This window comes from Sulfitobacter sp. TMED3, from assembly GCF_002167505.1.
Lineage (GTDB): Bacteria > Pseudomonadota > Alphaproteobacteria > Rhodobacterales > Rhodobacteraceae > Sulfitobacter > Sulfitobacter pontiacus.
On the sequence record NZ_NHBI01000022.1, the window covers coordinates 1 to 23,214 of the forward strand.

The following is a 23,214-nucleotide window of genomic DNA, read 5'->3' on the forward strand; positions in this document are numbered from 1 at the left end:
AAAAGGAGCGGTCAGCTGACCGTCTTGCGGCAGCGCCAGACCCGCCGCGACCGCCAGCTGGTTCAGGTCCATATCGCTTGCCGTCATCGTATGCCCGCGTGCCGGACGCCCCAGCAGTCGGATGTAATTCGACAATACCGCCGCCGATTCCGCAGCCAGTAGGGACGACCGGTGATCCTCCATCCCTGTGATCCATGGCGCACCGGGTTCATCCTCTTCGACCGCGCGGGGATGCGCGACAAGCAGCACCAGCGCGTGGGTATGGCCTGCGATATCCGTCTCGGGTGCGGTGACGGAGTCGCGCAGGTCGGCCATGATCGCATCCACACCAGAGGCGAGCGTTTTGACCTGACGCGTCTGCAAATCCTGCGCCAGCCGCGCCACATCCGCGTTGCGCAGGGGCTGTGCCAGATGGTGGTCGGGGGCAAGTTTGCAAATCCCCACCATCGTCGCATCGTTGAAATGGGCAAACGCCTTGAGATGCTGCGCCCGCTCGGTCAGATCGGCGGGGATCTCGGCCAAAGCCTTGTTCACCAGACCCTCGCGGATCGCATCCAGCATGGCGCGGTGATCCCGCGTCGCTTGGGCCAGCGGACGCGCGTCCTCCGTCACCCCCAAGGGGGTGAAGACCGGCGCCGGCCCTGCAACACCCTCCGCCCGCCGCAGCTTTTCAGTCGGATAGGCACCCATATGGATGGGGCGGTTTTTGCGGGAACGCAGCCGTGGGGTCATGGGTATTGCCTCTTAATTCGGCGCTATAGTTGTCCTAGATCAACTATTTTGCAAGCAAACAGTAGCGGCGCGGCAAAAATGGAGTATTCATGCCTTATGACCGGACCCGAGAACACCTCTGCCCCTGCCTCCTATCGTCTGCACGACAGGCTGGGCTTTCGCGTGTCGCGGCTGGCCGCGGTCATGCGTGCCAGTCTGGATGCAGAGCTTTCGCAGCTTGGGCTGACACGGTTGGAATGGTGCGTCTTGGCCAGTATCGCGCTGGAAGGCATCACCGCGCCCTCTGGTATCGCCGAGAATATCGGCATCACCCGCCCTACGGCCTCGCGGACGTTCAAGCAGATGCGCGACAAAGGCTGGCTGGTGCAGAACCTGACGGAAGGCGACGGGCGCGCCCGTGCGATCACGCTGACCGGGGCGGGGCAAGACCTATTGGCGCGTGCGCGGGTGCTGGTTGACGCGCATCAGGCGCGGTTTCTGGACAAGCTCGACCCCCAAGCGGCGGCACATTTCCTATCCGCGCTGGATACGCTGCTTGAAGGGGTTCACGACCGGTTCGATGATCCGTAGGGTGGCTTAGGTCATCACGGGAAAGACGTTCGACTGCTTCAGCACGCCATAGGCAAAGCTGGAATCAATCGACGCGATGCCGGGGATATTGTGCAGCTTGTGGCGCACGAATTCCTCGTAGCTTTTCAGGTCCTCGACCAGCACGCGCAACAGATAGTCCTCGCTGCCGGTGATAACATAGCAATCGAGGATCTGTTCGGTCTCGTGCACCTTCTTCTCGAACAGTTTCACCACGTCTCCCGTGTGGCTGCTTAGCCGGATGCGCACCAGCGCGGTCACGGGCAGCCCGTAGGCGCGTTCATCCACAATCGCGGTATAGCCCTTGATCACGCCCTTTTCCTCAAGCGCGCGGGTGCGCCGCAAGCAGGGCGAGGGCGACAGATTCACCTGAGCTGCCAGATCCTGATTGGTCAGACGCCCGTTACGCTGCAGCGCTTTGATGATCTCGCGATCTTTGCCGTCCATCTTGGCCCTCTAAGGGCAGGATATGCCCCAAATTCATAATATCGCGCAATCATTAGCAAGCATCTGCCCGTGGATACAGCGTAAAACAGCGCAGATACAACGCGCAGGACGAATATGCTCAGTTCCCCCTCACTGCCCGCCGCACATGGACTTGGTCCGCGGCAGATCCCCCTTCGGCCCCTGGTTGGCTATCTCGCGATTGCGGTGACCGTGCTGGTCTGGGCGGGGTTCGCGCTGTCCACCCGTGCCGCCAGCGGGGCGCAGTTGACGTTTGGTGATGTGGCGCTGATCCGGTCGGGTATTCCGGCGCTGTTCTTTTTACCCTTCCTGCCAAAACGTATCGCCGTGTTAAGGCGGTTGCCCGCGCATCGCTGGCTGATGATCGCGGCGGGGGCGGGGCTGCCGTTCTTCTGGCTCGCGGCTATGGGCGGGGCGCAGACCTCGGCCACGCATGTGGGGGCGTTGATTGCCGGGACGACACCGGTGTCGGTGGCGGTTCTGACGTGGGTGATCTACCGGCAGCGCCCCGCGGTGTTGCTGCCGCTGGGGATCATCCTTGTGGGGGTGGCGGCGCTCATCGGTGCCTCGGGCAATTTGGCCGCAGGCAGTTTGACCGGCGTGGCGCTGCTGCTATCGGCCAGTCTGCTCTGGGGGTGCTATACGCTGGGGCTGCGGGGCAGCGGGTTGGACCCGATTGGCTGCGCGCTGGTGCTGGCACTGCCGTCCACGCTGGTGCTGCTGCCGCTGCTCGCCACGGGGGTGCTGCCCAGCAATCTGACGCAGGTGCGACTGGCCGAGGCGATGCCGTTCATCCTTGCCCAAGGGGTCGGCGTCGGCCTTGTCTCGAGCCTGACCTACGCCATCGCCATCGCCCGTCTTGGTGTCGCGAAATGTGCCGCGATCGGGTCGCTCGCCCCTGCGATTGCGGCGGTGCTTGCCGTGCCGCTGCTGCACGAGGCCCTGACGCTTGGCACGATTTTGGCCGTTCTCATCATTTGCGCTGGCGTCATGCTGGCCAACCGCCCCAAGGAGTAAACCCGATGCTCGACGCGCTTGCCGCCCTACCCGAAGACCCGATCTGGGGGCTGACCTCTGCCTTTCGCGCCGATCCGCGCGCCCATAAGATCGACATGGTCATCGGCGTGTACCGCGATGACAACGGGGCCACGCCGAATATGAAGGCGGTGCGCATGGCCGAGCGCGCCTTGGCGCAGGACAGTGCGCCGAAAACCTACCGCGCTTTGGCGGGCAATGCAGTGTTCAACGCGGGCATGGCGCGGCTGGTCTTGGGCGATGCGCCCGCGCGGATCGCGCGCAGCCATGTGATCCAGACGGTCGGCGGGACAGGCGCCTTGCGCGTGCTGGGGGATATGCTGGCCAGCCTGCGCCCCGACACCACGGTCTGGAGCACGGACCCCGGCTATGTGAACCACCGTCCGATATTCGAGGGGGCCGGGCTGAAGCTGCAACTGTATCGCTGGCAGGCCAAGGGCGACGCGCTGGATCTTGACCGCGTGCTCGCGGATCTGGCGGCGGCGAAGCCGGGGGATGTGGTGCTGCTGCACGGCTGCTGCCACAACCCCACGGGCCTCGATCCCGATGCGGATATGTGGCATGCGCTGGCCCGATTTTGCGCGGCGCGGGGGCTGATCCCGTTGATCGACATTGCCTATCAGGGCTTTGGCCGCGGGCTCGACGCAGATGCGGCGGGGCTTCGGGTGATGGTCGATGCGGTGCCCGTGGCGATGGTTGCGGCAAGCGGGTCCAAGAACATGGGTCTATATTGCGAACGTATCGGGGCGGCGATGGTGCTGGGGCCCGATGCGGCCTCCATCGCCCATGTGGGTCGCCACCTAGAGACATTGACCCGCGCGAATTATTCGATGCCCCCCGAACATGGTGCCGCTGTCGCCTGCCACGTCTTTGACACCCGCACCATCTGGGAGGAAGAGCTCAACAGCATGCGCGCCCGTGTCCAATCGCTGCGGCAGCAGTTGGCCGATGCGCTGGCCGCGATAGATGCGCCCCCCGCATTTCAAGCGCTGCGGCACCATCAGGGGATGTTTTCCCTGCTGCCCCTCGCGCCCGACCAGATGGACAGCTTGCGCCGTGACCACGCGATCTATGGCACGGCCACCGGTCGGATCAATATCGCCGGTCTGCGCAGCACGCAGATCGAACAGGTCGCGGCGGCGCTTCGGGAGGTGTCACAGGCGTGACACTGGCCCGCCCCCTGGGCCAGCGTCTGTAGGTCTTAGCGCGGAGCGGCGTCGAGCATCCCCAGACGTGGCTCTGTCAGCGAGGTCACGGCAATGCGCCCGTCGGGCAGGGTCACGGCACCCGTGGTCAACGCATAGTCCCCTGCCGGATCCTGAAGCGTTTCCAGCACCTTGCCCGAGGCATCCATTCGCAGGACAAAGCCATAGCGCAGCGGCGCGGGTTTCATTGCGTCGGGTAGGCGCATGATCATGCGGCGCAGGAAGGGGCTGTTTGCCAGTTGATCCATGACGGGATTGCGCGGGCTGACCAGGCCGACCCAGAATGTGCCATCGGGGGCGTTGTTGATATTGTCTGGAAATCCCGGCAGGTTCTCCAGCACCACCGTGCCTGCGCTGCCGTCCGTGGGGAACCGCCAAACGCGGTAGCTGCCGGTTTCGACCACAAATACCGCGCTGTTCGCGTCATCCACCGCCACCCCGTTGGCAAAGTTCAGACCGTCGGCAAAGACAGTCGTTTCGCCCGATGCGGGGTCGTATTTCAGGATGCGGCCGTTCGACGAATGCTCCACCAGATCCAGCACCGACGCCGCCAGCGTGCCGCCGTTATCCTGCGCACCAAAGCGGGTCGAGGCATCCGAGAAATAGACGCTCCCATCGGCGGCGATATCCACATCATCGGCGTAAAGGATCGGGCTGCCGTCCTTGGTCGTCTCGGCCAGCAGGGTCACCTTGCCGCCGCGGTCCACCGACAGCAGGCCACGATAGGCGTCGGCGACGTAAAGCGTGCCGTTGTCGTCAAATTCGATCCCAAGGGGGCGGCCCTCGGTCTGCGCAAAGACGGTGATGGCCCCGTTCTCTTCGATCCGCAGGATTTCACCATCATGGGTGGCGACATGTACCAGCCCGTCCGGGCCGATATCGGCATCCTCCGGCCCGCTGCGGCCCTCAAGCTCGACGATCTTCAATGCGGTCAAACGGTCGTTGACCGCGAAATCACCGGTGTAGCCCTGATCCGGCGGTGCCTCCCACGCGACGGGGGCGACGGATACGGGCCAGAACGCGAGATAGGCAAGCAAGGCCAGCAGGGCGATGCCCAGTAGTGTAAATAGTTTTTTCATCGGTGATCTCCTCCCCAGAGTTCGCGTCGAAGTAGTGGCGCACAGCGTAGGGTTGCCGATCCCTTGGGCAGGTGCAAGAGGCTACGCCGCGCGATTTATGTCAGCCGCTTTGGCCCGCGCCGAGGTCGCATCCCCCGCAGTGGTGAACACCGCGAGGGGGTGCTGCTTAGCTCTCTACCTCGAAGGTCAGCCCTGCATTGGCTGTGAGCCGGTCAATGATCGCACCACCAAAGGCAGGGGCCGCCGTCAGCACGCCGCCGGGGGTGTCGGCGGCTTCCTCGATCAGACAAAGCGCCGCTTCGGTCAGCATTTTGGAGGTGGAGCCATAGCCCGGATCGCGGTCGCCCTTGACGCCAACGGTCAGCCGCTCTTTGTCAGCGGAGGTGCCGGTGAACATCAGGTCATAGCTGCCGTTGTCGCGTTCTTCTTTCGACGGGCCTTCGCCGGGTTTGATATCATCGTCGCCCATAGGGTTGGATTTGGCGATGCTCTTGGCGATCGCCTCGCCTTTTTCGCCCTTGCCGGTGAACATCATCTCTTCATAGGTGAAATCCGTGCCGTAGGGGTGGCCCATCAGCATATTGGACCGGTGCACGTTCTTGGTATTGATCGACGCCATCACAAAGGGCGCGACCCAGATGCCGAAATCAGGGTCTTCGTAGGGCTTGTTGCCGTAAGGCTGTGTCGGCCCCTCAAACCCCGGTGTCAGCGCGAAGGACGAGACCAGACGTTTCATCACATCAGGATCCCCCATGGCCAGCTTCATCGTCTCTTTGCCCGACGCCGCCGTCCCGCCCGAGAACGTGCCCTTCATCCCGCGCACGCGTCCTTTGACGTCTTTCAGCGGCGCGCCAAAGCGTTTCTGTGCCTCTTGCTGCAGGAAATAGACGCCCATATCGAAGGGGATGCTGTCAAAGCCGCAGGAGTGTACGATCCGGGCCCCGCTGGCCTTGGCGGCATCGTTGTACTTTTCGATCATGTCCCACATGAAGGGCGGCTCGCCCGACAGGTCGACGTAATCGGTGCCCGCTTTGACACAGGCTGCGACCAGCGGCTCGCCATACAGCAGATAGGGGCCGACCGTGGTGATGATAACCCGCGCCCGCGCGACCATCGCGTCAAGCGAGGCCGGGTCAGAGGCATCGGCCTCGATCAGGGGGGTGTCGGCGGGCAGGCCCATCTCGTCGCGCACCTGCGCCAGCTTGGACGCGCTGCGCCCTGCCATCGCCCAGGGACGGTCCGGATAGGTCGCGTGGATGTATTCCGCGACCAGCCGCCCCGTAAACCCTGTCGCGCCGTAGATGATGATATCGAATTCAGCCATGTGCCGTTCCTCCCCGATTGGTTGCATGTCTTTGCGCCGACTATGGGACAGCGCAGACGGTATTGACCATTGCCGAGTTTCAGAACGCTGCGTCGGGGGGCAAAAGAAACGGGCCGCAGCAGATGCTACGGCCCGTCTCGAATTCAGGTAGGATGCGTCCGGATCACTCTGCCGGGAGCTTCCATGCGTCGCGGTCGATATCCAGATCGGCATAATCGTCCGGGTTCAGCACGGGGCGTTCGACGCCTGCCTTCAGCTGACGACGGAAGTCGCGCAGCAGGCGCATGGCCACGGGGAAGAGCATCATGATCGCCAGCAAGTTGACCAACGCCAGGATACCCATCATCGGATCCGAGAAGAAGAACACCGCAGTCGCCGCCGGTGCTGTCGCCCCAAGGAAGACAATCGCGATGATCGCGATCCGCAGACCCAGAATACCCAAGGGGCTCTTGGTCAGTACCGTCATCGCGTTTTCACCCAGATAGTAGTTGTAGATGATCGACGAGAACGAGAACAGCAGGATCGCGCCGCTCAGGAAATACTGCACCCATGTGCCCAGATGCGACACCATGCTTTGCTGTGTCAGCGCCACGCCGTCGATGCCTTCGGCACCGGGGACATAGACATCCCCCAGCAGGATCACGAAAGCCGTGCACGAGCAGATGATGATCGTGTCGATAAAGACCGAAAACGACTGCGTGATGCCCTGGCTGATGGGGTGACGTACCTCGGCGGTGGCCGCGACGTTCGGGGCAGAGCCCAGACCCGCCTCGTTCGAGAACAGACCGCGCCGCAGGCCTTGCGCAACCGCAGCACCCATACCGCCACCAACGGCTTCTTGCAGGCCGAAGGCATTGGTCACGATGTCATAGATCACGCCGGGCAGGCTGGTGATGTTGAGCAGGATCACGATCAGCGCCATTGCCAGATAGCCGATGGCCATGATCGGCACGACAACGTCCGACACTTTGGCAATGCGGTGGATGCCGCCGAAGATGATAAATCCGGAGATGGCCGCCAGCGCGATACCGGTCCACAGACGGTCAATGCCAAAGCTGTCCTGCATCGACCCCGCAACCGTGTTGCCCTGGAACGCGTTGAAGCCCAGACCGAAGGCCGCAATCAGGCAGATCGCATAGACCACNGCCAGCCAGCGGTATTCCTTGCCCAACCCGTGGATGATGGCCGCTGCAGGGCCGCCGCGGTAGCTGTGCTCTCCGACTTTGCGCTTGAACAGCTGTGCCAGTGAACATTCGACAAGGCTCGTGGCCATACCGACCAACGCGATGGCCCACATCCAGAAGACCGCACCCGGGCCGCCAAGGGTGATCGCAACCGCGACGCCCGCGATGTTGCCGCCNCCGACACGTCCACCGACCGACACCAGCAAGGCTTCGCGCGCTGAAATCTGGTTGGAATCATCCGCGTTGTTCTTGTTCGACAGCACGCGGAACATGCGGCCAAAGTATTCGATCTGCACAAAACCGGTCGCGATTGTGATGAAGATACCGAAAATGACGAGGATCGGGATCAGCGACCATCCCCANGTGAAGTCTCCGATCCAGCCGAAGAGCGTTTGTAGAAATTCCATATANNTGTCCCTTTGTTTTGCCGCGTTTTACGGTGTTCTTGGCCAAAGCGTAAAGCCGAATGACGCAGCGCGAAGCACGCAGCCCCNGNGCGACGTCTAGTGCGTTGATCCTTATACAGGTTATTTCGCAATTCAACTCTAGCGGGTTGGCTCTTCGCGCGTTANTCGGCCATTTCTCCGCATTGATCCGCAGCCAGATAGGCGTGTTGCGCGTCAAACTGCGCAAAGCAGCTCAGCGCGAGGTGGATTTTGACGAAGGCCGCCTCGGCTGTCATCTGGCCGCCGTCGACCACCCCGCTGTCGCGCAGCGCCTTGCCCGCGGCGTAGGTGCCGATCTGCATGCCGCCCTCGGCGCATTGGCTGACGGCCACCACGGGAACGCCCTTGCCTTGCGCTTTGCGCAAGGCNGCNCGCAGGGCGGGGCTGTCGGGAACCGTGCCCGCGCCAAAGCAGCGCAGAACGATCCCGTCGCAGGTGGTCGCCGCATGATCCAGCAGNGCGGCGCTGAAACCGGGGGTGACGGTCANAAGGGCAACCTNNTGGGGGCGNAGGGGGCTGAGCTGCGGGTCGGGGGCGGTGACACGCGGTGCCCTGTCGGTTGGCGCGGCGGTNAAGGCGTNCAGCGCNTGNGAATGGGCNTTGCGCACCCGCCCGCCATGCAGCCGTTTGCCGCCGAATTGCACCCAGACCCCCGCCGGTGCGGTACGCGCTGCGGCAAGCGCATCGATCAGATTGGCNGTGCCGTCCGTGTCAGCCACAGTCAGNGGTNGCATCGCGCCGGTCACGATCACAGGCTGCGCCAGACCGGGCAGCGCAAGGCACAGGGCGGCGGCNGTATAGGCCAGCGTATCCGTCCCGTGGGTCACGACGAAGCCGTCAAAGCGGCCCCGGTGCTGATGGATGGTCTGCGCGATGCGCGCCCAATCCTGCGCCGTGGCGAGCGCGGAATCGATCAGCGGATCAAGGCGCAGCACNTCGACCTCTCCGGTGANCTTGCCGCTGGCCACCAGCGCCGCGACCGCATCTTCGACCACCCCGTCGCGAGGGGCNAANCCGTCNGGGGTCTGGGCCATGCCAATCGTGCCGCCCGTGTGGATCAAGAGTNTCGCCATGCTGCGCCCTTTGTGTTGATTGCCGCCNAATATGCCCCGTCCGGAGCCCTNCTAAAACTGCCGCAGGCGGACCAGAAGCGCCNGTCGCTGTCAAGCCTGCTGACCGTCGGCGCATGGGGCCAAAGCCGCTATGACGTGACATCCGGCTTGACGGGCAGGGTGCGGCGGCGCGTATATACGCCCGACACGACCGGAAGGCNCCCNGATGCGCACACCGACCCGCCGCCANTTTATNGCCCTTGCCAGTGCGGGTGCCGTCGCCGGATGTGGCGGGCAGGNCGGGTTCTCTGTCGTTGATCCGGACCACGCCAGCGCAGGTGCANGGGCGGATGTNGGCGCNGGCGTGCAACAGCTGCTCGTTGCGACCACACGCACCGCCGATCCCGCGCCGATCGCCTATGGGGCGGGGCGGGCCAAAACGCTGGATTTCGCGCGGCTTGCCATCTCGATCCCGCCGAACCACAAGGTCGGGCAGATCGAACGCAGCCGCGGATCGCGGGCCGACCCCGCACGCCATTTCGCCCTCACCGGGGCAGAGACCTTGCCGGATCTGGAGGCGCTGGTCACTGCCGCCCGCGCCGCGTCGACACCGGGGCAAGAGGCGGTGGTCTTTGTGCATGGCTATAACAACGGCTTTGCCAAAGCCGCATACCGTCATGCGCAGGTGGCGTGGGACTATGAACTAAAGGGGCCGCAGATCCACTTTTCGTGGTCGTCAGCAGCGAACCCGTTCGAATATACCTATGACCGCGACAGCGTGCTGATCGCCCGCGATGCGCTGGCGACATTGCTGCGGCGCCTGCTGCGCGAGGACGGGCTGCGCGTGTCGCTGGTGGGGCATTCGATGGGCGGGCTGCTGATTATGGAGACGTTGCGCCAGATCGCGCTGAGCGGGGACCGCGCCTTGCTGGACCGTTTGTCTGCGACGACGCTGATCTCGCCCGATATCGATATGGATCTGTTCCGCGCGCAGGCCCATGCGCTTGGCCATTTGCCGCAGCCCTTTACCGTGGCGATTGCACAGAACGACCGGCTGCTGCGCCTGTCGTCGGGCTTGTCAGGGGGCGCTGCGCGTCTGGGATCGGTAGAGGATCTGGACCAGCTTGAAGGGCTTGGCGTCTTCGTGGTGGATATGACGGGCATCGCCGACACGGGCAGCAATCACTTCCTGCCGGGCACCTCTGCCTCTGCCATCGCGCTGATAAAGGGGTTGCGAGACGCCGATGCGCTGGCCCCGCAATCCCTGTCGGTCGGACCGGTGAGCATCAAGCTGGGCGGGTAGCCGCGTCGCCGTCCAGACCCGCCGCTGAAATGACCGCCCGAAGCGCTGTACTAAAGCGCGCCATCATCCTGCCATTCTCTGCCAGGCTGCGCCGCAGGGATCGGGGCAGTTCCAACTGCACGCCCGCGCCGCTGCGGGTGCGGTTGCAGATGTTGCTGGGGTGTACGCCGGGCAGGGCCGTATTCAGCGCGGCCCCGAAGCCCGCCGCGCGCAGTGCGTCGCCTACAGCATCCCGCAGGATTTCGTCACGCCCGCCCAGCCAGACCGTGTCGGTGCCATCATCCTTGCGCCCGTGAATGGCAATCGACGTGTCCGCCCCTGCCACCAGTGCCAGCGCCCGAGGTTCATCAAACCGATGCGAGGTGATGTGGTAATCGCCATGCGCCCCGGCGCGCAGCGCCTCGAACAAGTAGAACGACAGATCATTTCCGGCGACAGCCCGTGCGATGTTTGCTGTTTCCGGTTCGATCGTCCCCCCGTGGGGCGCAAGGATCGCGACGCGCGTGCCGCGATCCTGCACGGTGATACGGTAGTCCTTGTCGTGATCATGCGCCGCGGCGAGCGTGGCGAAATCGGGGTAGCGGTCGGCCATAGTTTAGACGTCCAGCTTGGTGATCGTTTTGCTGATCTTGCCGCCGACGCGACGCAGGCTCACCATCTCTCCGAAGCGGATGTGCAGCCAGTCTGACCCATCCTCGGTCAACGGTTCAGACGCGAAAATGGCCGAAGTCGCTTCGCCCTCGGGGCTGGCATCAACCTTGTAGCTGTCGGCGTAGTCCTCGAAATTCTCGCCCATCAACAGGTACATCGGTTCAAGCAGCATCGACAGGGCGTAGTCATCCGTGCCGGGGCCGGCTTTGCGCAGCTCTTTCCAGTCGGTTTCGGGCGCGGTTTCGCCCTTGTGCCCGGCGCCATAGTTCACGCCGATGATCCGATCGGTGGATACCAGCGCGATCTTCAACTTGGTCAGGGCGACCAGATCCAGCTTGCGCATCGCCTGCAATACGGCATCAAGCAGCTTCTCGAACGCTGCCTGCACGTCGTCATCGCTATCGCCCTCCAGCAGGGACAGCAGCAGCACGTAGAAGAATTCCGTGTCTGTCGTGCCTTTCATCTGCCGTAGGAAATCGTCTTTGCACAGGGGCAGCAATTCGCGCTGCAGCAGCCGCCAATGGGGCAGGGCTCCGTTTTGCGCGATGATCCACGGGGTGCCCTTGAACGAGAACGGGTGGCAGTTCTCGTCCGCCAGCACGTTGCGGGCATCATAGGCCGCAGCGCGGACATGGGCGAGCATGGTGCTGGCCTGTAGGCTGGGGATGATGCCGGGGGCGTTGTCATCGTGGAACGCGGCCATGGGGCGGTGATACAGCAGCGGTTCCTCGGGCTTCAGCAGATGCGCGCTCCATAATCCGAAGCCCCAACCGGCCAGCTGCAGGTTCGGGTGCAGCTCGGGGTCAAGGCTTTGGTTGATCAGACTGTTTTCCGGCTTGATCAGCAGGCTTTCAAGCGGGATTTCAGGCCCGATATAGGCGAGAACGCGGCACATAGCTTTCCTATCACATCAAGGGTCGATCACGGGCACCACCAAGCGGCGGCATCCCGTATCATTCTGTCAGCTCAGGTAGGGCGGCGCGGGCCAAAGGCCAGATCAGCGGATCAGAGGGGGCGAACACCTGCGCATGTGGCAGGGCCGTCCGGCATATGCAGACGGTCGCGGGTCAGCGTGTTGCGCTCACAGCGGGATAGGTGTTGTTTTGCGGCATCCGTATCGCCACTGAACCGCTGCAAGGCGCGCTGCCACGCCCGCAGGGCAGAGCGTGCGGACCAAGGCAATGCCGCTGGGCCAGCCAGCCGCGCAGTTCCGGCGGCAAGCGGTCATAGGCGGCCATCGGGTCTTGTGTGCGGCGGCGTGCGGCAAGGCTGCTGCGGCAGTTGGGCTGGCGAGGGGTGGTTTTCGGCATGGTAAGTCTGTCGCTGGAAGCAAGGGGTGCGCCGCCACCGTCAAGGCAGGCAGCGGCGCAGGATGTCAGTGCGCCTGCATCTCNGCAGAGATGTCGGCGGGGCTNAGGGCCGCGGGGTAATATGTCGGCCAGTTGGTGACCTCTTTCAGCAGGGCCGCGCGATCATCCCCCCAATAAAGGTGATAGTGATCCGCCTTGGCGGGCGCGATCTTGTGGTCACTGAACTGGAAGAACATCGGAGCCTCGGCGTCNCCGCTGACCTTTTCAAAGATATAGCGCACACCGCGATTGCCCTTTTCATAGGTCAACACCTCGAAGCCGTCGCTTTCATACCGCCCCTGCACCGATGTCTCGCCCGTGTAGAAGGTTGCGGTATCGCCCGAGAATACGATCCGGTCGACATCGGTGGCATAGCCGGTGGCGTAATAGGCTTTGTATGCCTCGGCGGTTTTGTCNCCNTTGGCNGCCTTNNNCGCCATCACCGCGTCCAGATCACCGCTTTGCANCAGCGGGTAGACGGACTGCCAGTCGCCCTCCCAGTCGGCCAGAGGGCGCGGTTTGATCTGCGCATCGTCGAAGTAGCCTTTGTAGATGTCGTCGTCGCCGTGGTCGTGCTTGTGATCATGGTNGTGATCGTGGCTGTGATCATGGGCTTCGTGGTCATGCGCCTTGTCTTTGGCGTGATCCGCAAGGGCGGGNAGGGCTGTGGCGGCAAGAGAGGTCGCNGCCAGAGCGGANAGAAATGCGGTGTGGATGCGGGTCATCATGGGCTCCATTCAGGATCGGTAGNGAANTGATTNGTTATGTTATAACGTAACNATTTCNCTANANGCAANCNNCGCGGANANCAATGATCAGAATTCTTGATTAAATCAGTCAAGGCGGTAAGGTCGGGACACGATTGCCGGTAGGGAACTCGAAAAAGGGCCGCGCAGTCGCTCTGGGAGGAGAACAAAATGAAGACTAATAATACTATTAATCGACGTTCGTTTTTGACCAAATCGGCCGTCGCTGGCGGGGCTGCGGCTGGCAGCATGCTGGCGGCTCCGGCGGTTCTGGCGCAAGCGCCATTGGTNATCAAAATGCAAACGTCATGGAATGANGCNAACATCTGGCAGGACTTCGCACGCGACTATGCCACCCGCGTCGAAGAAATGTCGGGCGGGCGCGTCAAGGTCGATGTGCTGCCTGCGGGCGCGGTTGTTGCGGCGTTCCAGGTGCTGGACGCTGTGAANGACGGCTTGATCGATGCTGCGCATTCGGTGCCTGTCTATTGGTACGGCAAGAACAAGGCCGCGTCGCTGTTCGGCACAGGTCCGGTTTTCGGCGGCTCCGCAACGACNATGCTGTCGTGGTTCTACGAAGGCGGCGGNCAAGAGCTGTATAACGAGCTGACACAGGACATCATGGGCCTCGATGTGGTNGGCTATATGGGCTTNCCNATGTTNGCGCAGCCCTTTGGCTGGTTCAAGGAAGAGGTGAATTCGGTCGAGGATCTGCAAGGGTTCAAATATCGCACCGTGGGTCTGGCGGCCGATCTGATGGCCAAGCTGGGCATGTCCGTCGCTCAGCTGCCGGGCGGCGAAATCGTGCCCGCGATGGAGCGTGGCGTGATCGACGCTTTCGAGTTCAACAACCCCTCGTCGGACAAGGACTTNGGCGCGCAGGACGTGGCCAAGAACTACTATCTGTCGTCCTATCACCAGGCGTCNGAAAGCTTCGAGTTCCTGTTCTCGCGGACCTTCCTTGAAGATCTGGACCCGGACCTGCAGGCGATCCTGAAATATGCTGTCGAAGCGGCCTCTACCGCGAACACAGCCAAGGCGATGAACCGCTATTCCGCGGATCTTCAGTTCTTGCAGAATGAAGCAGGGGTTACCGTGCGTCGCACCTCGAAAGAGATTCTGGACGCACAGCTGAAGGCATGGGACGAACTGATCCCCGAGCTGGAAGCCGATCCGTTCATGAAAAAGACCCTCGACAGCCAGCGCGAGTGGGTCAGCCGTGTGTCGTANTACGAGCTGATGAACTCGCCCGACTACGGTCTGGCCTACGAGCATTACTTCCCTGGCAAGATCAAGCTCTGATCCCGCTGACAGGTAAAGTACAGAACCCCGGCACCTTTGTGTGCCGGGGTTTCAGACGAGGCATGGGGACATCATGATTTCATTTATACGGTTCGCCGACAGCCTGTCGGCATGGTTTGGCAAGTCATTCGCGTGGCTGATCCTGCTGATGTCCATCGGCACGGGCTACGAGGTTTTCGTACGCTATGTGCTNAANAGCCCGACGGCCTGGGCGCTGGACGTTTCCTTTATCATGTACGGCACGCTGTTCATGATGGGCGGGGCCTATACGCTGTCGCGTGGCGGGCATGTGCGGGGCGATTTCCTGTACCGGCTGCTGCAACCCAAGACCCAGGGCAAGATCGATATCGTGCTGTATATCGTCTTCTTTTTCCCCGGTGTGCTGGCCCTGATCCTGTCCGGCTGGAAATACGCCGCGCGGTCCTGGCAATACGGAGAGGTCTCCGTCAACAGTCCCGCGGGTGTGCCGATCTATCAGTTCAAAGCGGTGATCGTGGCGGCGGGCATATTGCTGTTTATCCAGGGGATCGCGCAGGTATGCCGCTGCATTATCGCGATCCGGGACAATTACTGGCTTGAAGCGGACGAAGACGTTTTCGAGACCGAAGACCTTTTGATCCAGAAGGCCAACATGGCCGAGAAAGACCATATCACATGACCGATCCGCAAATCGCCCTGATGATGCTTGGGCTGTTCATCATCTTTGTNTTNNTGGGCTTCCCGATCGCCTTTACCCTGATGGCCATGGGCATCGGCTTTGGCTACTANGCCTATTTCGANGCGCGCCGCATGTGGCGCGGTTTTGACCGGCTGGATGAAACCGCCGGACAATGGGAACAATGGTCGAGTTGGATAGAGGGATTCTATAACAACCGAATATTTGACCTCTTCGTGAACCAGACCTTTACCGTGATGTCGAACGAGGTGCTGACGGCNGTGCCCTTGTTCCTGTTCATGGGCTATATCGTCGAACGCTCCAACATCGTGGACCGTTTGTTCACCACGCTGAACATCGCGTCCAAGAATGTCCCCGGATCGATGGGGGTGGCGGCGCTGATCACCTGCGCGCTGTTTGCCACGGCGACAGGGATCGTGGGCGCGGTTGTGACCTTGATGGGCCTGCTGGCGCTGCCGGCGATGTTGAAAGCGCGCTATGACCCGTCCTTNGCGGCGGGCATCATCTGTGCGGGCGGCACCCTGGGNATCCTGATCCCGCCGTCGATCATGCTGATCGTCTATGCGGCGGCGACCAACGTGTCGATCGTGCGNCTCTATGCGGCNGCGCTGCTGCCGGGGCTGACGCTGGTGGGGCTGTATCTGGTCTATATCNTCGGGCGGTCTTTGCTGCAGCCATCGTCGGCACCAAAGCCTACGGCGGATGAGGTGCCGGACATGCCGATGGGCAAGCTGGTGATGATGATCATCACCTCTTTCGTGCCGCTGGCTTTCCTGATCTTTGCNGTGCTCGGGTCGATCCTTTTCGGTCTCGCCACCCCGACAGAGGCGGCNTCNATCGGTGCATTGGGCGGTATCTTCCTTGCCTTNATCTACCGCGCGATGACATGGCAGCGTTTGCGTGAAAGCGTNTATCTCACCGTGCGCACCACGGCGATGGTCTGCTGGCTGTTCGTCGGCTCCTACACCTTCTCTGCCGTGTTCTCCTATCTCGGGGGGGANCATGTGATCTCGGANTTCGTGCAATCCATGAACCTGTCGCCGATCCAGTTCCTGATCATGGCGCAGCTCATCATCTTCCTGCTGGGCTGGCCGCTGGAATGGTCCGAGATCATCATCATCTTCGTGCCGATCTTCCTGCCGCTGCTCGCGGTNTTCGAGATTGATCCGNTGTTCTTCGGTATCCTCGTGGCGCTGAACCTGCAGACCAGTTTCCTGACCCCGCCGATGGCGATGTCGGCCTATTACCTCAAAGGCATCGCNCCGCCGTCGCTCNTGNTGACGCAGATCTTCAANGGGGTCATGCCGTTCCTCTTCTGCGTGATCCTGTCGATGGTGCTGATGTATGTCTTCCCGCAGATCGTCTTCTATTTGCCGGATCTGTTTTATGGACGGTAATCGGATGACGGGTCACGGGGTGGACGGCACCCCCAGCGTGACGCTACTGCGCGACAGGCTGGCGTCCGGCGCGCTGGATGCGCTGGCGCTGGTCGACAGCTATATCAANCGGATCGAGGCGCGCGAGCCGCAGGTGGGTGCTTGGGCGTGGTTCGATCCCGAATTCGCGCGTGCACAGGCGCGCACGCTGGATGCGCATCGCCGGGCAGGGCGTCCCTTGGGGCGGCTTCACGGGTTGCCGGTCGCGCTGAAGGACGTGATCGACACACAACGTATCCCCACGGAAAACGGCTGCGTTCAGGATGCGGGGCGCGTGCCCCTGCGCGACGCCTTTGTGGTAGAGAGGCTGCGCAAGGAAGGAGCGATCCTGATGGGCAAGACGGTCACGACCGAGCTTGCCTTCATGCAGCCNGGCAAGACNGNGAACCCGCATAATCTGGCGCATACGCCCGGCGGATCGTCGCAAGGCTCTGCCGCGGCGGTGGCGGACGGGATGGTGCCGCTTGCCATCGGCACCCAGACCGGCGGGTCGGTGATCCGACCGGCGTCCTTCTGCGGGGTGACCGGATATAAACCCACCTTCGGCGCGATCCCGCGGCGGGGGGTGCTGACGCAATCGCCCTCGCTTGATACGATCGGGGTCTTTGCCAGCGANCCCGCAGGGGCNGCACTNNTGGCCGAGGTGCTTTTCGGGCAGGATGACGAAGACANCGCGACCACGCTTTGTGCTGCGCCCGCCTTGCATGCGGCGGCGACTTCGGCCCCGCCGCTGCCGCNCGTGTTCGGTTTCATCCGCCCGCCGGGNTGGGAGNATGCGGAGCCGCAACTGCATGACGCCTTTGCCGAGCTGCTGGACGCGCTTGGCGATCAGGCGTTCGAGCTTCCGTTGCCCGCGGTGTTCGACACGGCAGCAGACCAGCGCAAGCTGATCAATCTGGCCGAGATGTCCTATCACTACTACCCCTATTGGCACCGGGGCGCGGACACGCTGGGGCCGATCACCCGCGACGCGATAGAGCAAGGCAACGCCGTGCCNGCCCGCGATTACCTGTCTGCCNGCGACATGCCCAAGGTGCTGAACGCCGCGCTGGACGAGATGTTCACCCGCTGCGATGTGATCCTGTGCCCCTCGGCCCCCGGTCCGGCNCCCAAAGGGTTGGAAACCACGGGCGATCCGGTGTTCAACGGGCTGTGGACCTTCTGCGGCACGCCCTGCATCAACCTGCCGCTTTTCACCTCGACGGAAGGGCTGCCCATGGGCGTCCAACTGGTCGGCGCNCGCCACAATGACGCGCGGTTGCTGCGCACGGCACAATGGCTGANCGACTGGGCCGCCGGTGCCTCTGCATAAAGGATATCTGATATGAACCGACTTCTCGCANTTNTGGCGTTTGCGACCATCACCACCTTTCTGCTGATNCTGGCNGTCAAGGTGCCCAGCCCCGATCTNGTGATCATNGTGGCGATCACGCTGGCGTTNATCGCCTTTGATCTGTTCACCTCCAGTCGCAACAAGAAAGACTAGCCGATGTCCAAGCCCGTGATCTGGATCACCCGCACCCTGTCGAATGCCACGCTGGAACGCGCCCGCCGCGACTACGAGGTGATCTGGGATGGCGCCGACACCCCCGGCAGCGCCGAGGATATCATCAAGATGAGCGCATCCGTCGACGGGATCATCCCGTGCCACTCCGAACATTTCAGCGCCGATGTCGTGGCGCAGCTCGACCCGCGGCTGAAAATCGTCGCGAACCATTCGGTCGGGGTGGACCATTGCGATCTGGACGCGCTGCGCGGCAAGGGGATCGTCGTGACCAATACGCCCGATGTGCTGTCGGATGCCACGGCAGAGCTGGCGATGATGCTGATGCTGGGGGCTGCGCGCAAGGCGGTCGCGGGGGACCGGACTGTGCGGTCCGGCACATGGGATTTCTGGTCGCCGGCCTTTCTGGTGGGCAAACAGCTGACCGGTGCGCGGCTGGGGATCGTGGGGATGGGCGGTGTGGGCCGTGCCTTTGCCCGCAAGGCACGCGGCTTTGACATGGAGATCCACTATCACAACCGCAGCCGTCTTTCGCCCGAGGATGAAGCGGGCGCGATCTATCACGAGACACTGGAAAGCCTGCTGGCCGTGTCCGACTTCCTGTCGCTCCATTGCCCCGCGACGCCCGATACGGTCGGGCTCATGAACGCCGACCGTTTGGCGAAGCTGCCCAAAGGGGCAGTGCTGGTCAACACGGCCCGCGGCAATCTGATCGACGAGGCCGCTTTGGTCGACGCTCTGGATGCGGGGCATATCGGGGCGGCGGGGCTGGATTGCTTTGTCACCGAACCCGGGGGCAATCCGGCCTTCGCGTCCTATGACAACGTGATGATGATGCCCCATGTGGGCAGCGCCACGATGCAGACACGCGATGCGATGGGGTTCAAGGCGCTGGACAATCTTGACGCGTTCTTCCGTGGAGAGTCCCCGCCGAACGCGCTCTAGTCTAGAAAGGGTCCGAAGAACTCAATGCGGACCTACGCGAAAAAAAATCGTATACGATTTACACGATCGTATTTATTTGTCATGGTGTGTTTCGAAAGGGGCGCATCATGACACTTCGGCAATCGAAATCGGACATTCTATTCGACCGGCTTCGCCACGATATCCTGACGCTGGATCTGCCACCGGGCATGGCGCTGCGCCTACCGGCCCTGTCGGAACGCTATGCCATCGGCCTGACGCCGCTGCGTGAATGTCTGAACCGGCTGGCGGCTGAACAGCTTGTCGTGCCCGAGCATAACAAGGGTTTTTGCGTCACCCCGTTGACCCGTGCCGATCTTCTGGATCTGGAACGCAGCCGCGATGCCATCGAAGGCGCGATGCTGGCCCATTCCGTCAGCCACGCCGATGACGCGTGGGAGGCAGGGGTGATCGGTGCCTATCACCATCTGTCGCAAACCCCCGTGCCGTCGGTGATCCATAATGACGAGGCCCTGGACCAATGGACACGGCGGCATCTGGCCTTTCATCAGGCATTGGTGGCAGGGGCGCGCTCTGAATGGATGGCGCGGTTTGCAGGGCAGTTGCAGGACCAGTTGGGACGCTACCACCGTTTTATTCAGGCGGGCCTGCGCGATCTGACCCAAAGCGCGCGCCCGCTTGCGGCCAAAGCGGCAGAGGTATTCTCTGCCGGTATGGCGCTAGAACCGCATCGCGCGCTCTATCAGGCCGCAGTTGATCATGATCCGGCGGCGGCGCTTGCGGCCTTTCGCCATCACACCGGCCTGAGCATCGCCGCGTTCGAGGAGCTTTCGACGCTGATGCCGGCCCATTCGCCCTTTGCAAGAACCCTCGGCCCCCAATCGGAGACCCCCGCATGACCGGCTACAACCCCGCTGACGAAGGGGCGCAAATGTCCTTTGCCAAGGATATGTCCTATACCGATTACCTGTCGCTCGACCCGATCCTCGGGGCGCAGAATTGCAAATCCGATGCCCATGACGAGATGCTGTTCATCATCCAGCATCAGACCTCAGAGCTATGGATGCGCCTGTGCCTGCACGAGCTGTCGTCGGCGCGCACCCATCTTGCGGCGGGTGATTTTGCGCCGGCGATGAAAATGTTGACCCGTGTGGCGCGCATTTTTGAACAGCTCAACAGCGCGTGGGATGTGCTGCGCACCATGACCCCCAGTGAATACAGCGATTTCCGCGACGACCTTGGCGCGTCCTCGGGGTTTCAGTCGCATCAATACCGTCTGATCGAATTCATCCTCGGCAACCGCAACCGCGCGATGATGAAAGTGCATGAACACCGCCCCGAACTGCACCACATGCTGACGCAGGAACTGGGTACAAAATCGCTCTACCATGTGGCGCTTGATCTGCTGGCAGAGGCAACGGGGCAAACCTTTGACCCGCAAGCCTATGCGATGGACACGCCTCATGCGGCGGATGACACGGTGATGCAGGCATGGGTGCGCGTCTATCAAGACCCGCGCGCCCATTGGCAGCTGTACGAGCTGGCCGAAAAGCTCGTCGATCTCGAAGACTACTTCCGCCGCTGGCGTTTCAACCATGTGACCACGGTGGAACGCATCATCGGCTTCAAACGCGGCACGGGCGGCACGTCGGGGGTGAAATACCTGCGCCGGATGCTCGAGGTCGAACTTTTTCCCGAACTCTGGAACGTACGAGGTGCCCTGTGACCCGATTGCCGATGAAAGACCGCTTTTCCCTGCCCGAGGGCATGATCTACCTTGATGGAAACTCGCTTGGGCCGCTGCCTGTGGGGACGGCCGAAAAGGTGCAGGATGTGGTGCAGGCGCAATGGGGCGCGCATCTGATCAAGGGCTGGAACCTTGACGGCTGGATGGCGCAGCCCGCACGGGTCGGCAACCGCATTGCCCGCCTGATCGGCGCGCCCGAGGGGTCGGTCACCATGGGCGACACGCTGTCGGTCAAAGTGTTTCAGGCCCTGTCTGCCGCTCTCAAGATGCGCCCCGACCGGCGGGTGATCCTGTCGGACAGTGGCAACTTCCCGTCGGACCTGTATATGGCCGAGGGGCTGATCCAGCAGTTGGGGCAAGGCTACGAGCTGCGCATTGTCGCCCCCGAAGATGTCGCCAGCGCCATGACCGATGACGTGGCTGTCGCGATGATCACCCAAGTCGACTACCGCACGGGCCGCATGCATGACATGGCGCAAGTGACCGCGGCGGCTCATGGGGCAGGGGCGGTGATGCTGTGGGATCTGGCCCATAGCGCAGGCGCGGTGCCCGTCGATGTGGCGGCCTGCGACGCGGAATTCGCCGTCGGCTGCACCTATAAATACCTCAACGGCGGGCCGGGGGCCCCTGCGTTCATCTATGCACGGCCCGATATCGTCGCGGATATCCAGCCCGCTTTGGCCGGATGGCTGGGGCATGATGCACCCTTTGCCTTCGAGACCGGATACCGCCCCGCTGCGGGCATCGAGCGCATGCGCGTCGGCACGCCCCCCGTGATCCAGATGACCGCGCTGGAGCATGCGCTTGGGCTTTGGGACGCGGTGGATATGGCCGAGCTGCGCGAGAGGTCTGTCGCGCTCAGTGAGCTGTTCATCGCGCTGGTCGCAGAAAAATGCCCCGAGCTTGTGCTGGCCAGCCCACGGGATGCAAACCAGCGCGGCAGTCAGGTGTCTTTCGCGTCAAAGAACGGGTATGCGGTGATGCAGGCGTTGATCGCACGGGACGTGATCGGCGATTTCCGCGCGCCTGACATCATGCGCTTTGGCTTCACGCCCTTGTATATCGACGAAGGTGACGTACGTGGCGCGGTCGATATCCTTGCCGACATCCTTGCGACCCGCAGTTGGGACCGGCCCGAGTATCACCAGAAGCGCGACGTGACCTGAAGGGGCAAGCGACATCGGGACACAGCGCGGTGGCGGTGCGTCTTGGTGATGGTGGTCCGCGCGAATGGACGCTATGATCGCGCCATGCTTGATCTTCAGTCGCGCCCGAAATGCAGTGAATGCCCGATCCGCCACCGCGCCGTTTGTGCGCGGTGCGATGATGATGAACTGCTGATGCTGGAGCAGATCAAGACCTATCGGTCGTTCAAGGCGGGTGATCCGATGCTCTGGCGTGGCGACGGGCTGACCTATGTTGCGTCGGTCGTGTCGGGCGTCGCGAGCCTTGGCAAAACGATGGAGGACGGGCGCACCCAGATGGTGGGGCTGCTTTTCCCGTCGGATTTCATCGGCCGTCCGGGCCGCGCGGCGATTGATTTCGACGTGGTCGCCGTTACCGATGTGACGCTGTGCTGCTTCCAGCGCAAACCCTTCGAGGCGCTGATCGAAACCACGCCGCATATCGCCCAAAGGCTGATGGAGATGGCCCTCGATGAACTGGACGCGGCGCGTGACTGGATGCTGTTGCTGGGCCGCAAAACCGCGCGCGAAAAGATCGCGACCTTCATTGAAATGCTGGCGCGGCGACAGCAATTGGCCAATGCGGATACCCCTGGGCAAGAGCTGGTCTTGCCTCTCACACGGTACGAGATCGCCAACTATCTGGGGCTCACGCTTGAAACGGTCAGCCGCCAGCTTGGCGCGATGAAGAAAGAGGGTATCCTGAGCTTTGTCGACCGTCGCCGTTTTCGCGTGGCCGATGTGGACGCGCTGCACGCGGCCTCGGGCGATGATTGCGACTAGGGAAATATCCCCTTTGATTTGATCTGTATCAACGACGCAGGGCGCCCCAAGGCGTTCACTGTCTGCACCTTCATAGGAGAGTGCAGTATGTACAAGAATATCCTGATCCCCGTTGTTTTCGAAACCCCCGAGATCACCCAGACCGCCTTTGATGCGGCGCAGGCGCTGGCGGCACCGGATGCCAGATTGACCCTGCTGCATGTGATAGAGGCAGTGCCGGTCTATGTCGCAGAATACATCCCCACCGACATCGTGACCTCCACGCGCGAGGCGGTACAGGCGCGGCTGGATGCGCTGGCGCTAAGCGTGCCGGGGGCCGCGACAGCGATTGCGGACGGGCGCGCCGGGCCACGGGCGACACGCTGGGCCGAGGAAAACGGGACCGACTGTATCGTGATCGCGTCGCATCAGCCCGCGTTGTCTGACATCCTGCTGGGGTCGGTCGCGCAATATGTGGTGCGTCACGCCAAATGCGCGGTGCATGTGGTCAGATAGGTCG

The 23,214-nt window shown here is 62.6% G+C and carries 22 protein-coding genes and 2 pseudogenes; 14 read left to right on the forward strand and 10 right to left on the reverse strand.

Features of this window, described 5'->3' with window-relative positions; all coding sequences use genetic code 11:
• Positions 1 to 732 (reverse strand): annotated as a pseudogene (locus CBB63_RS06120) (NAD-binding oxidoreductase); the annotation flags it as partial.
• Between the two features lie 96 nt (positions 733 to 828).
• Here CBB63_RS06120 and CBB63_RS06125 point away from each other — a divergent pair.
• Positions 829 to 1,302 (forward strand): MarR family winged helix-turn-helix transcriptional regulator, encoded by a 474-nt coding sequence (locus tag CBB63_RS06125; RefSeq protein ID WP_286698504.1) that lies wholly within the window; start codon positions 829 to 831, stop codon positions 1,300 to 1,302.
• Positions 1,303 to 1,308: 6 nt separating this feature from the next.
• Here CBB63_RS06125 and CBB63_RS06130 read toward each other — a convergent pair whose 3' ends face one another.
• Positions 1,309 to 1,767, reverse strand: coding sequence for an Lrp/AsnC family transcriptional regulator (locus CBB63_RS06130; RefSeq protein WP_286698505.1), 459 nt, complete (start codon positions 1,765 to 1,767; stop codon positions 1,309 to 1,311).
• 114 nt (positions 1,768 to 1,881) lie between these two features.
• Between CBB63_RS06130 and CBB63_RS06135 the strand changes: the two genes are divergently transcribed.
• Positions 1,882 to 2,802 carry a DMT family transporter gene (locus tag CBB63_RS06135; RefSeq protein ID WP_240790793.1) on the forward strand — a complete coding sequence of 307 codons (921 nt, stop codon included), beginning with the start codon at positions 1,882 to 1,884 and terminating at the stop codon, positions 2,800 to 2,802.
• A gap of 5 nt (positions 2,803 to 2,807) precedes the next feature.
• Positions 2,808 to 3,986 carry an amino acid aminotransferase gene (locus CBB63_RS06140; RefSeq protein ID WP_286698506.1) on the forward strand — a complete coding sequence of 393 codons (1,179 nt, stop codon included), beginning with the start codon at positions 2,808 to 2,810 and terminating at the stop codon, positions 3,984 to 3,986.
• Positions 3,987 to 4,021: 35 nt separating this feature from the next.
• On the opposite strand, the gene CBB63_RS06145 is transcribed toward CBB63_RS06140, so the two are convergent.
• From CBB63_RS06145 to CBB63_RS06160, 4 genes are all read right to left on the reverse strand, one after another.
• On the reverse strand, positions 4,022 to 5,104 hold the full coding sequence (locus CBB63_RS06145) for an SMP-30/gluconolactonase/LRE family protein (RefSeq protein ID WP_286698507.1): 1,083 nt from the start codon (positions 5,102 to 5,104) through the stop codon (positions 4,022 to 4,024).
• 166 nt (positions 5,105 to 5,270) lie between these two features.
• Entirely contained in the window at positions 5,271 to 6,428 is a 1,158-nt protein-coding gene (locus tag CBB63_RS06150) for a saccharopine dehydrogenase family protein (protein WP_074635416.1), read from the reverse strand.
• 163 nt (positions 6,429 to 6,591) lie between these two features.
• Entirely contained in the window at positions 6,592 to 8,019 is a 1,428-nt protein-coding gene (locus CBB63_RS06155; protein ID WP_009826408.1) for an alanine/glycine:cation symporter family protein, read from the reverse strand.
• Positions 8,020 to 8,180: 161 nt separating this feature from the next.
• A complete protein-coding gene (locus CBB63_RS06160) occupies positions 8,181 to 9,131 on the reverse strand; it encodes an asparaginase (RefSeq protein ID WP_286698508.1) in 951 nt (316 codons plus the stop codon).
• A gap of 343 nt (positions 9,132 to 9,474) precedes the next feature.
• Here CBB63_RS06160 and CBB63_RS06165 point away from each other — a divergent pair, with 343 nt between their 5' ends.
• Positions 9,475 to 10,413, forward strand: a complete 939-nt coding sequence (locus CBB63_RS06165) for an alpha/beta hydrolase (protein ID WP_286698509.1) — start codon at positions 9,475 to 9,477, stop codon at positions 10,411 to 10,413.
• On the opposite strand, the gene CBB63_RS06170 is transcribed toward CBB63_RS06165, so the two are convergent.
• From CBB63_RS06170 to CBB63_RS06185, 4 genes and pseudogenes are all read right to left on the reverse strand, one after another.
• Positions 10,397 to 11,005 carry a poly-gamma-glutamate hydrolase family protein gene (locus CBB63_RS06170; RefSeq protein WP_286698510.1) on the reverse strand — a complete coding sequence of 203 codons (609 nt, stop codon included), beginning with the start codon at positions 11,003 to 11,005 and terminating at the stop codon, positions 10,397 to 10,399. The two genes, CBB63_RS06165 and CBB63_RS06170, sit on opposite strands and share 17 nt — an antisense overlap.
• 3 nt (positions 11,006 to 11,008) lie before the next feature.
• The gene (locus tag CBB63_RS06175; RefSeq protein WP_286698511.1) at positions 11,009 to 11,959 is read right to left on the reverse strand and encodes a class II glutamine amidotransferase; all 951 of its coding nucleotides are present in this window, start codon (positions 11,957 to 11,959) and stop codon (positions 11,009 to 11,011) included.
• Positions 11,960 to 12,069: 110 nt separating this feature from the next.
• Positions 12,070 to 12,374 (reverse strand): annotated as a pseudogene (locus CBB63_RS06180) (DUF6525 family protein).
• Between the two features lie 65 nt (positions 12,375 to 12,439).
• Positions 12,440 to 13,138 carry a ZinT family metal-binding protein gene (locus CBB63_RS06185; RefSeq protein WP_286698512.1) on the reverse strand — a complete coding sequence of 233 codons (699 nt, stop codon included), beginning with the start codon at positions 13,136 to 13,138 and terminating at the stop codon, positions 12,440 to 12,442.
• Positions 13,139 to 13,330: 192 nt separating this feature from the next.
• Here CBB63_RS06185 and CBB63_RS06190 point away from each other — a divergent pair, with 192 nt between their 5' ends.
• The 10 genes from CBB63_RS06190 (at position 13,331) to CBB63_RS06240 (ending at position 23,210) form a co-directional block, all read left to right on the forward strand.
• Positions 13,331 to 14,461, forward strand: a complete 1,131-nt coding sequence (locus CBB63_RS06190; RefSeq protein ID WP_286698513.1) for a TRAP transporter substrate-binding protein — start codon at positions 13,331 to 13,333, stop codon at positions 14,459 to 14,461.
• A 73-nt stretch (positions 14,462 to 14,534) separates the two neighbouring features.
• The gene (locus tag CBB63_RS06195; RefSeq protein ID WP_286698514.1) at positions 14,535 to 15,119 is read left to right on the forward strand and encodes a TRAP transporter small permease subunit; all 585 of its coding nucleotides are present in this window, start codon (positions 14,535 to 14,537) and stop codon (positions 15,117 to 15,119) included.
• Positions 15,116 to 16,534, forward strand: a complete 1,419-nt coding sequence (locus CBB63_RS06200; RefSeq protein ID WP_286698515.1) for a TRAP transporter large permease — start codon at positions 15,116 to 15,118, stop codon at positions 16,532 to 16,534. The genes CBB63_RS06195 and CBB63_RS06200 overlap by 4 nt, the downstream gene beginning before the upstream one ends.
• A 4-nt stretch (positions 16,535 to 16,538) precedes the next feature.
• Positions 16,539 to 17,885 (forward strand): amidase, encoded by a 1,347-nt coding sequence (locus CBB63_RS06205; RefSeq protein WP_286698632.1) that lies wholly within the window; start codon positions 16,539 to 16,541, stop codon positions 17,883 to 17,885.
• 177 nt (positions 17,886 to 18,062) lie between these two features.
• Positions 18,063 to 19,022, forward strand: coding sequence for a 2-hydroxyacid dehydrogenase (locus CBB63_RS06215; protein WP_286698517.1), 960 nt, complete (start codon positions 18,063 to 18,065; stop codon positions 19,020 to 19,022).
• Positions 19,023 to 19,129: 107 nt separating this feature from the next.
• Positions 19,130 to 19,900, forward strand: a complete 771-nt coding sequence (locus CBB63_RS06220; RefSeq protein WP_286698518.1) for a GntR family transcriptional regulator — start codon at positions 19,130 to 19,132, stop codon at positions 19,898 to 19,900.
• Complete coding sequence (locus CBB63_RS06225) at positions 19,897 to 20,727, forward strand: tryptophan 2,3-dioxygenase (protein ID WP_286698519.1); 831 nt, start codon at positions 19,897 to 19,899, stop codon at positions 20,725 to 20,727. The genes CBB63_RS06220 and CBB63_RS06225 overlap by 4 nt, the downstream gene beginning before the upstream one ends.
• An 11-nt stretch (positions 20,728 to 20,738) precedes the next feature.
• The gene (gene kynU / locus CBB63_RS06230; protein WP_286698633.1) at positions 20,739 to 21,914 is read left to right on the forward strand and encodes a kynureninase; all 1,176 of its coding nucleotides are present in this window, start codon (positions 20,739 to 20,741) and stop codon (positions 21,912 to 21,914) included.
• A 48-nt stretch (positions 21,915 to 21,962) separates the two neighbouring features.
• On the forward strand, positions 21,963 to 22,715 hold the full coding sequence (fnrL, locus tag CBB63_RS06235) for a transcriptional regulator FnrL (RefSeq protein WP_009826423.1): 753 nt from the start codon (positions 21,963 to 21,965) through the stop codon (positions 22,713 to 22,715).
• Positions 22,716 to 22,802: 87 nt separating this feature from the next.
• Positions 22,803 to 23,210 carry a universal stress protein gene (locus CBB63_RS06240; RefSeq protein WP_037963283.1) on the forward strand — a complete coding sequence of 136 codons (408 nt, stop codon included), beginning with the start codon at positions 22,803 to 22,805 and terminating at the stop codon, positions 23,208 to 23,210.
• Positions 23,211 to 23,214: the final 4 nt, after the last annotated feature.

What these genes read in the sequence shown, in the direction of transcription:
- CBB63_RS06125 (WP_286698504.1), top strand. Translation starts at nt 829, where the DNA reads ATGACCGGACCCGAGAACACCTCTGCCCCTGCCTCCTATCGTCTGCAC.
- CBB63_RS06135 (WP_240790793.1), top strand. Translation starts at nt 1,882, where the DNA reads ATGCTCAGTTCCCCCTCACTGCCCGCCGCACATGGACTTGGTCCGCGG.
- CBB63_RS06140 (WP_286698506.1), top strand. Translation starts at nt 2,808, where the DNA reads ATGCTCGACGCGCTTGCCGCCCTACCCGAAGACCCGATCTGGGGGCTG.
- CBB63_RS06145 (WP_286698507.1), bottom strand. Translation starts at nt 5,104, where the DNA reads ATGAAAAAACTATTTACACTACTGGGCATCGCCCTGCTGGCCTTGCTT.
- CBB63_RS06150 (WP_074635416.1), bottom strand. Translation starts at nt 6,428, where the DNA reads ATGGCTGAATTCGATATCATCATCTACGGCGCGACAGGGTTTACGGGG.
- CBB63_RS06170 (WP_286698510.1), bottom strand. Translation starts at nt 11,005, where the DNA reads ATGGCCGACCGCTACCCCGATTTCGCCACGCTCGCCGCGGCGCATGAT.
- CBB63_RS06240 (WP_037963283.1), top strand. Translation starts at nt 22,803, where the DNA reads ATGTACAAGAATATCCTGATCCCCGTTGTTTTCGAAACCCCCGAGATC.
- fnrL (WP_009826423.1), top strand. Translation starts at nt 21,963, where the DNA reads ATGGTGGTCCGCGCGAATGGACGCTATGATCGCGCCATGCTTGATCTT.
- CBB63_RS06175 (WP_286698511.1), bottom strand. Translation starts at nt 11,959, where the DNA reads ATGTGCCGCGTTCTCGCCTATATCGGGCCTGAAATCCCGCTTGAAAGC.
- CBB63_RS06215 (WP_286698517.1), top strand. Translation starts at nt 18,063, where the DNA reads ATGTCCAAGCCCGTGATCTGGATCACCCGCACCCTGTCGAATGCCACG.
- CBB63_RS06225 (WP_286698519.1), top strand. Translation starts at nt 19,897, where the DNA reads ATGACCGGCTACAACCCCGCTGACGAAGGGGCGCAAATGTCCTTTGCC.
- kynU (WP_286698633.1), top strand. Translation starts at nt 20,739, where the DNA reads ATGAAAGACCGCTTTTCCCTGCCCGAGGGCATGATCTACCTTGATGGA.
- CBB63_RS06130 (WP_286698505.1), bottom strand. Translation starts at nt 1,767, where the DNA reads ATGGACGGCAAAGATCGCGAGATCATCAAAGCGCTGCAGCGTAACGGG.
- CBB63_RS06220 (WP_286698518.1), top strand. Translation starts at nt 19,130, where the DNA reads ATGACACTTCGGCAATCGAAATCGGACATTCTATTCGACCGGCTTCGC.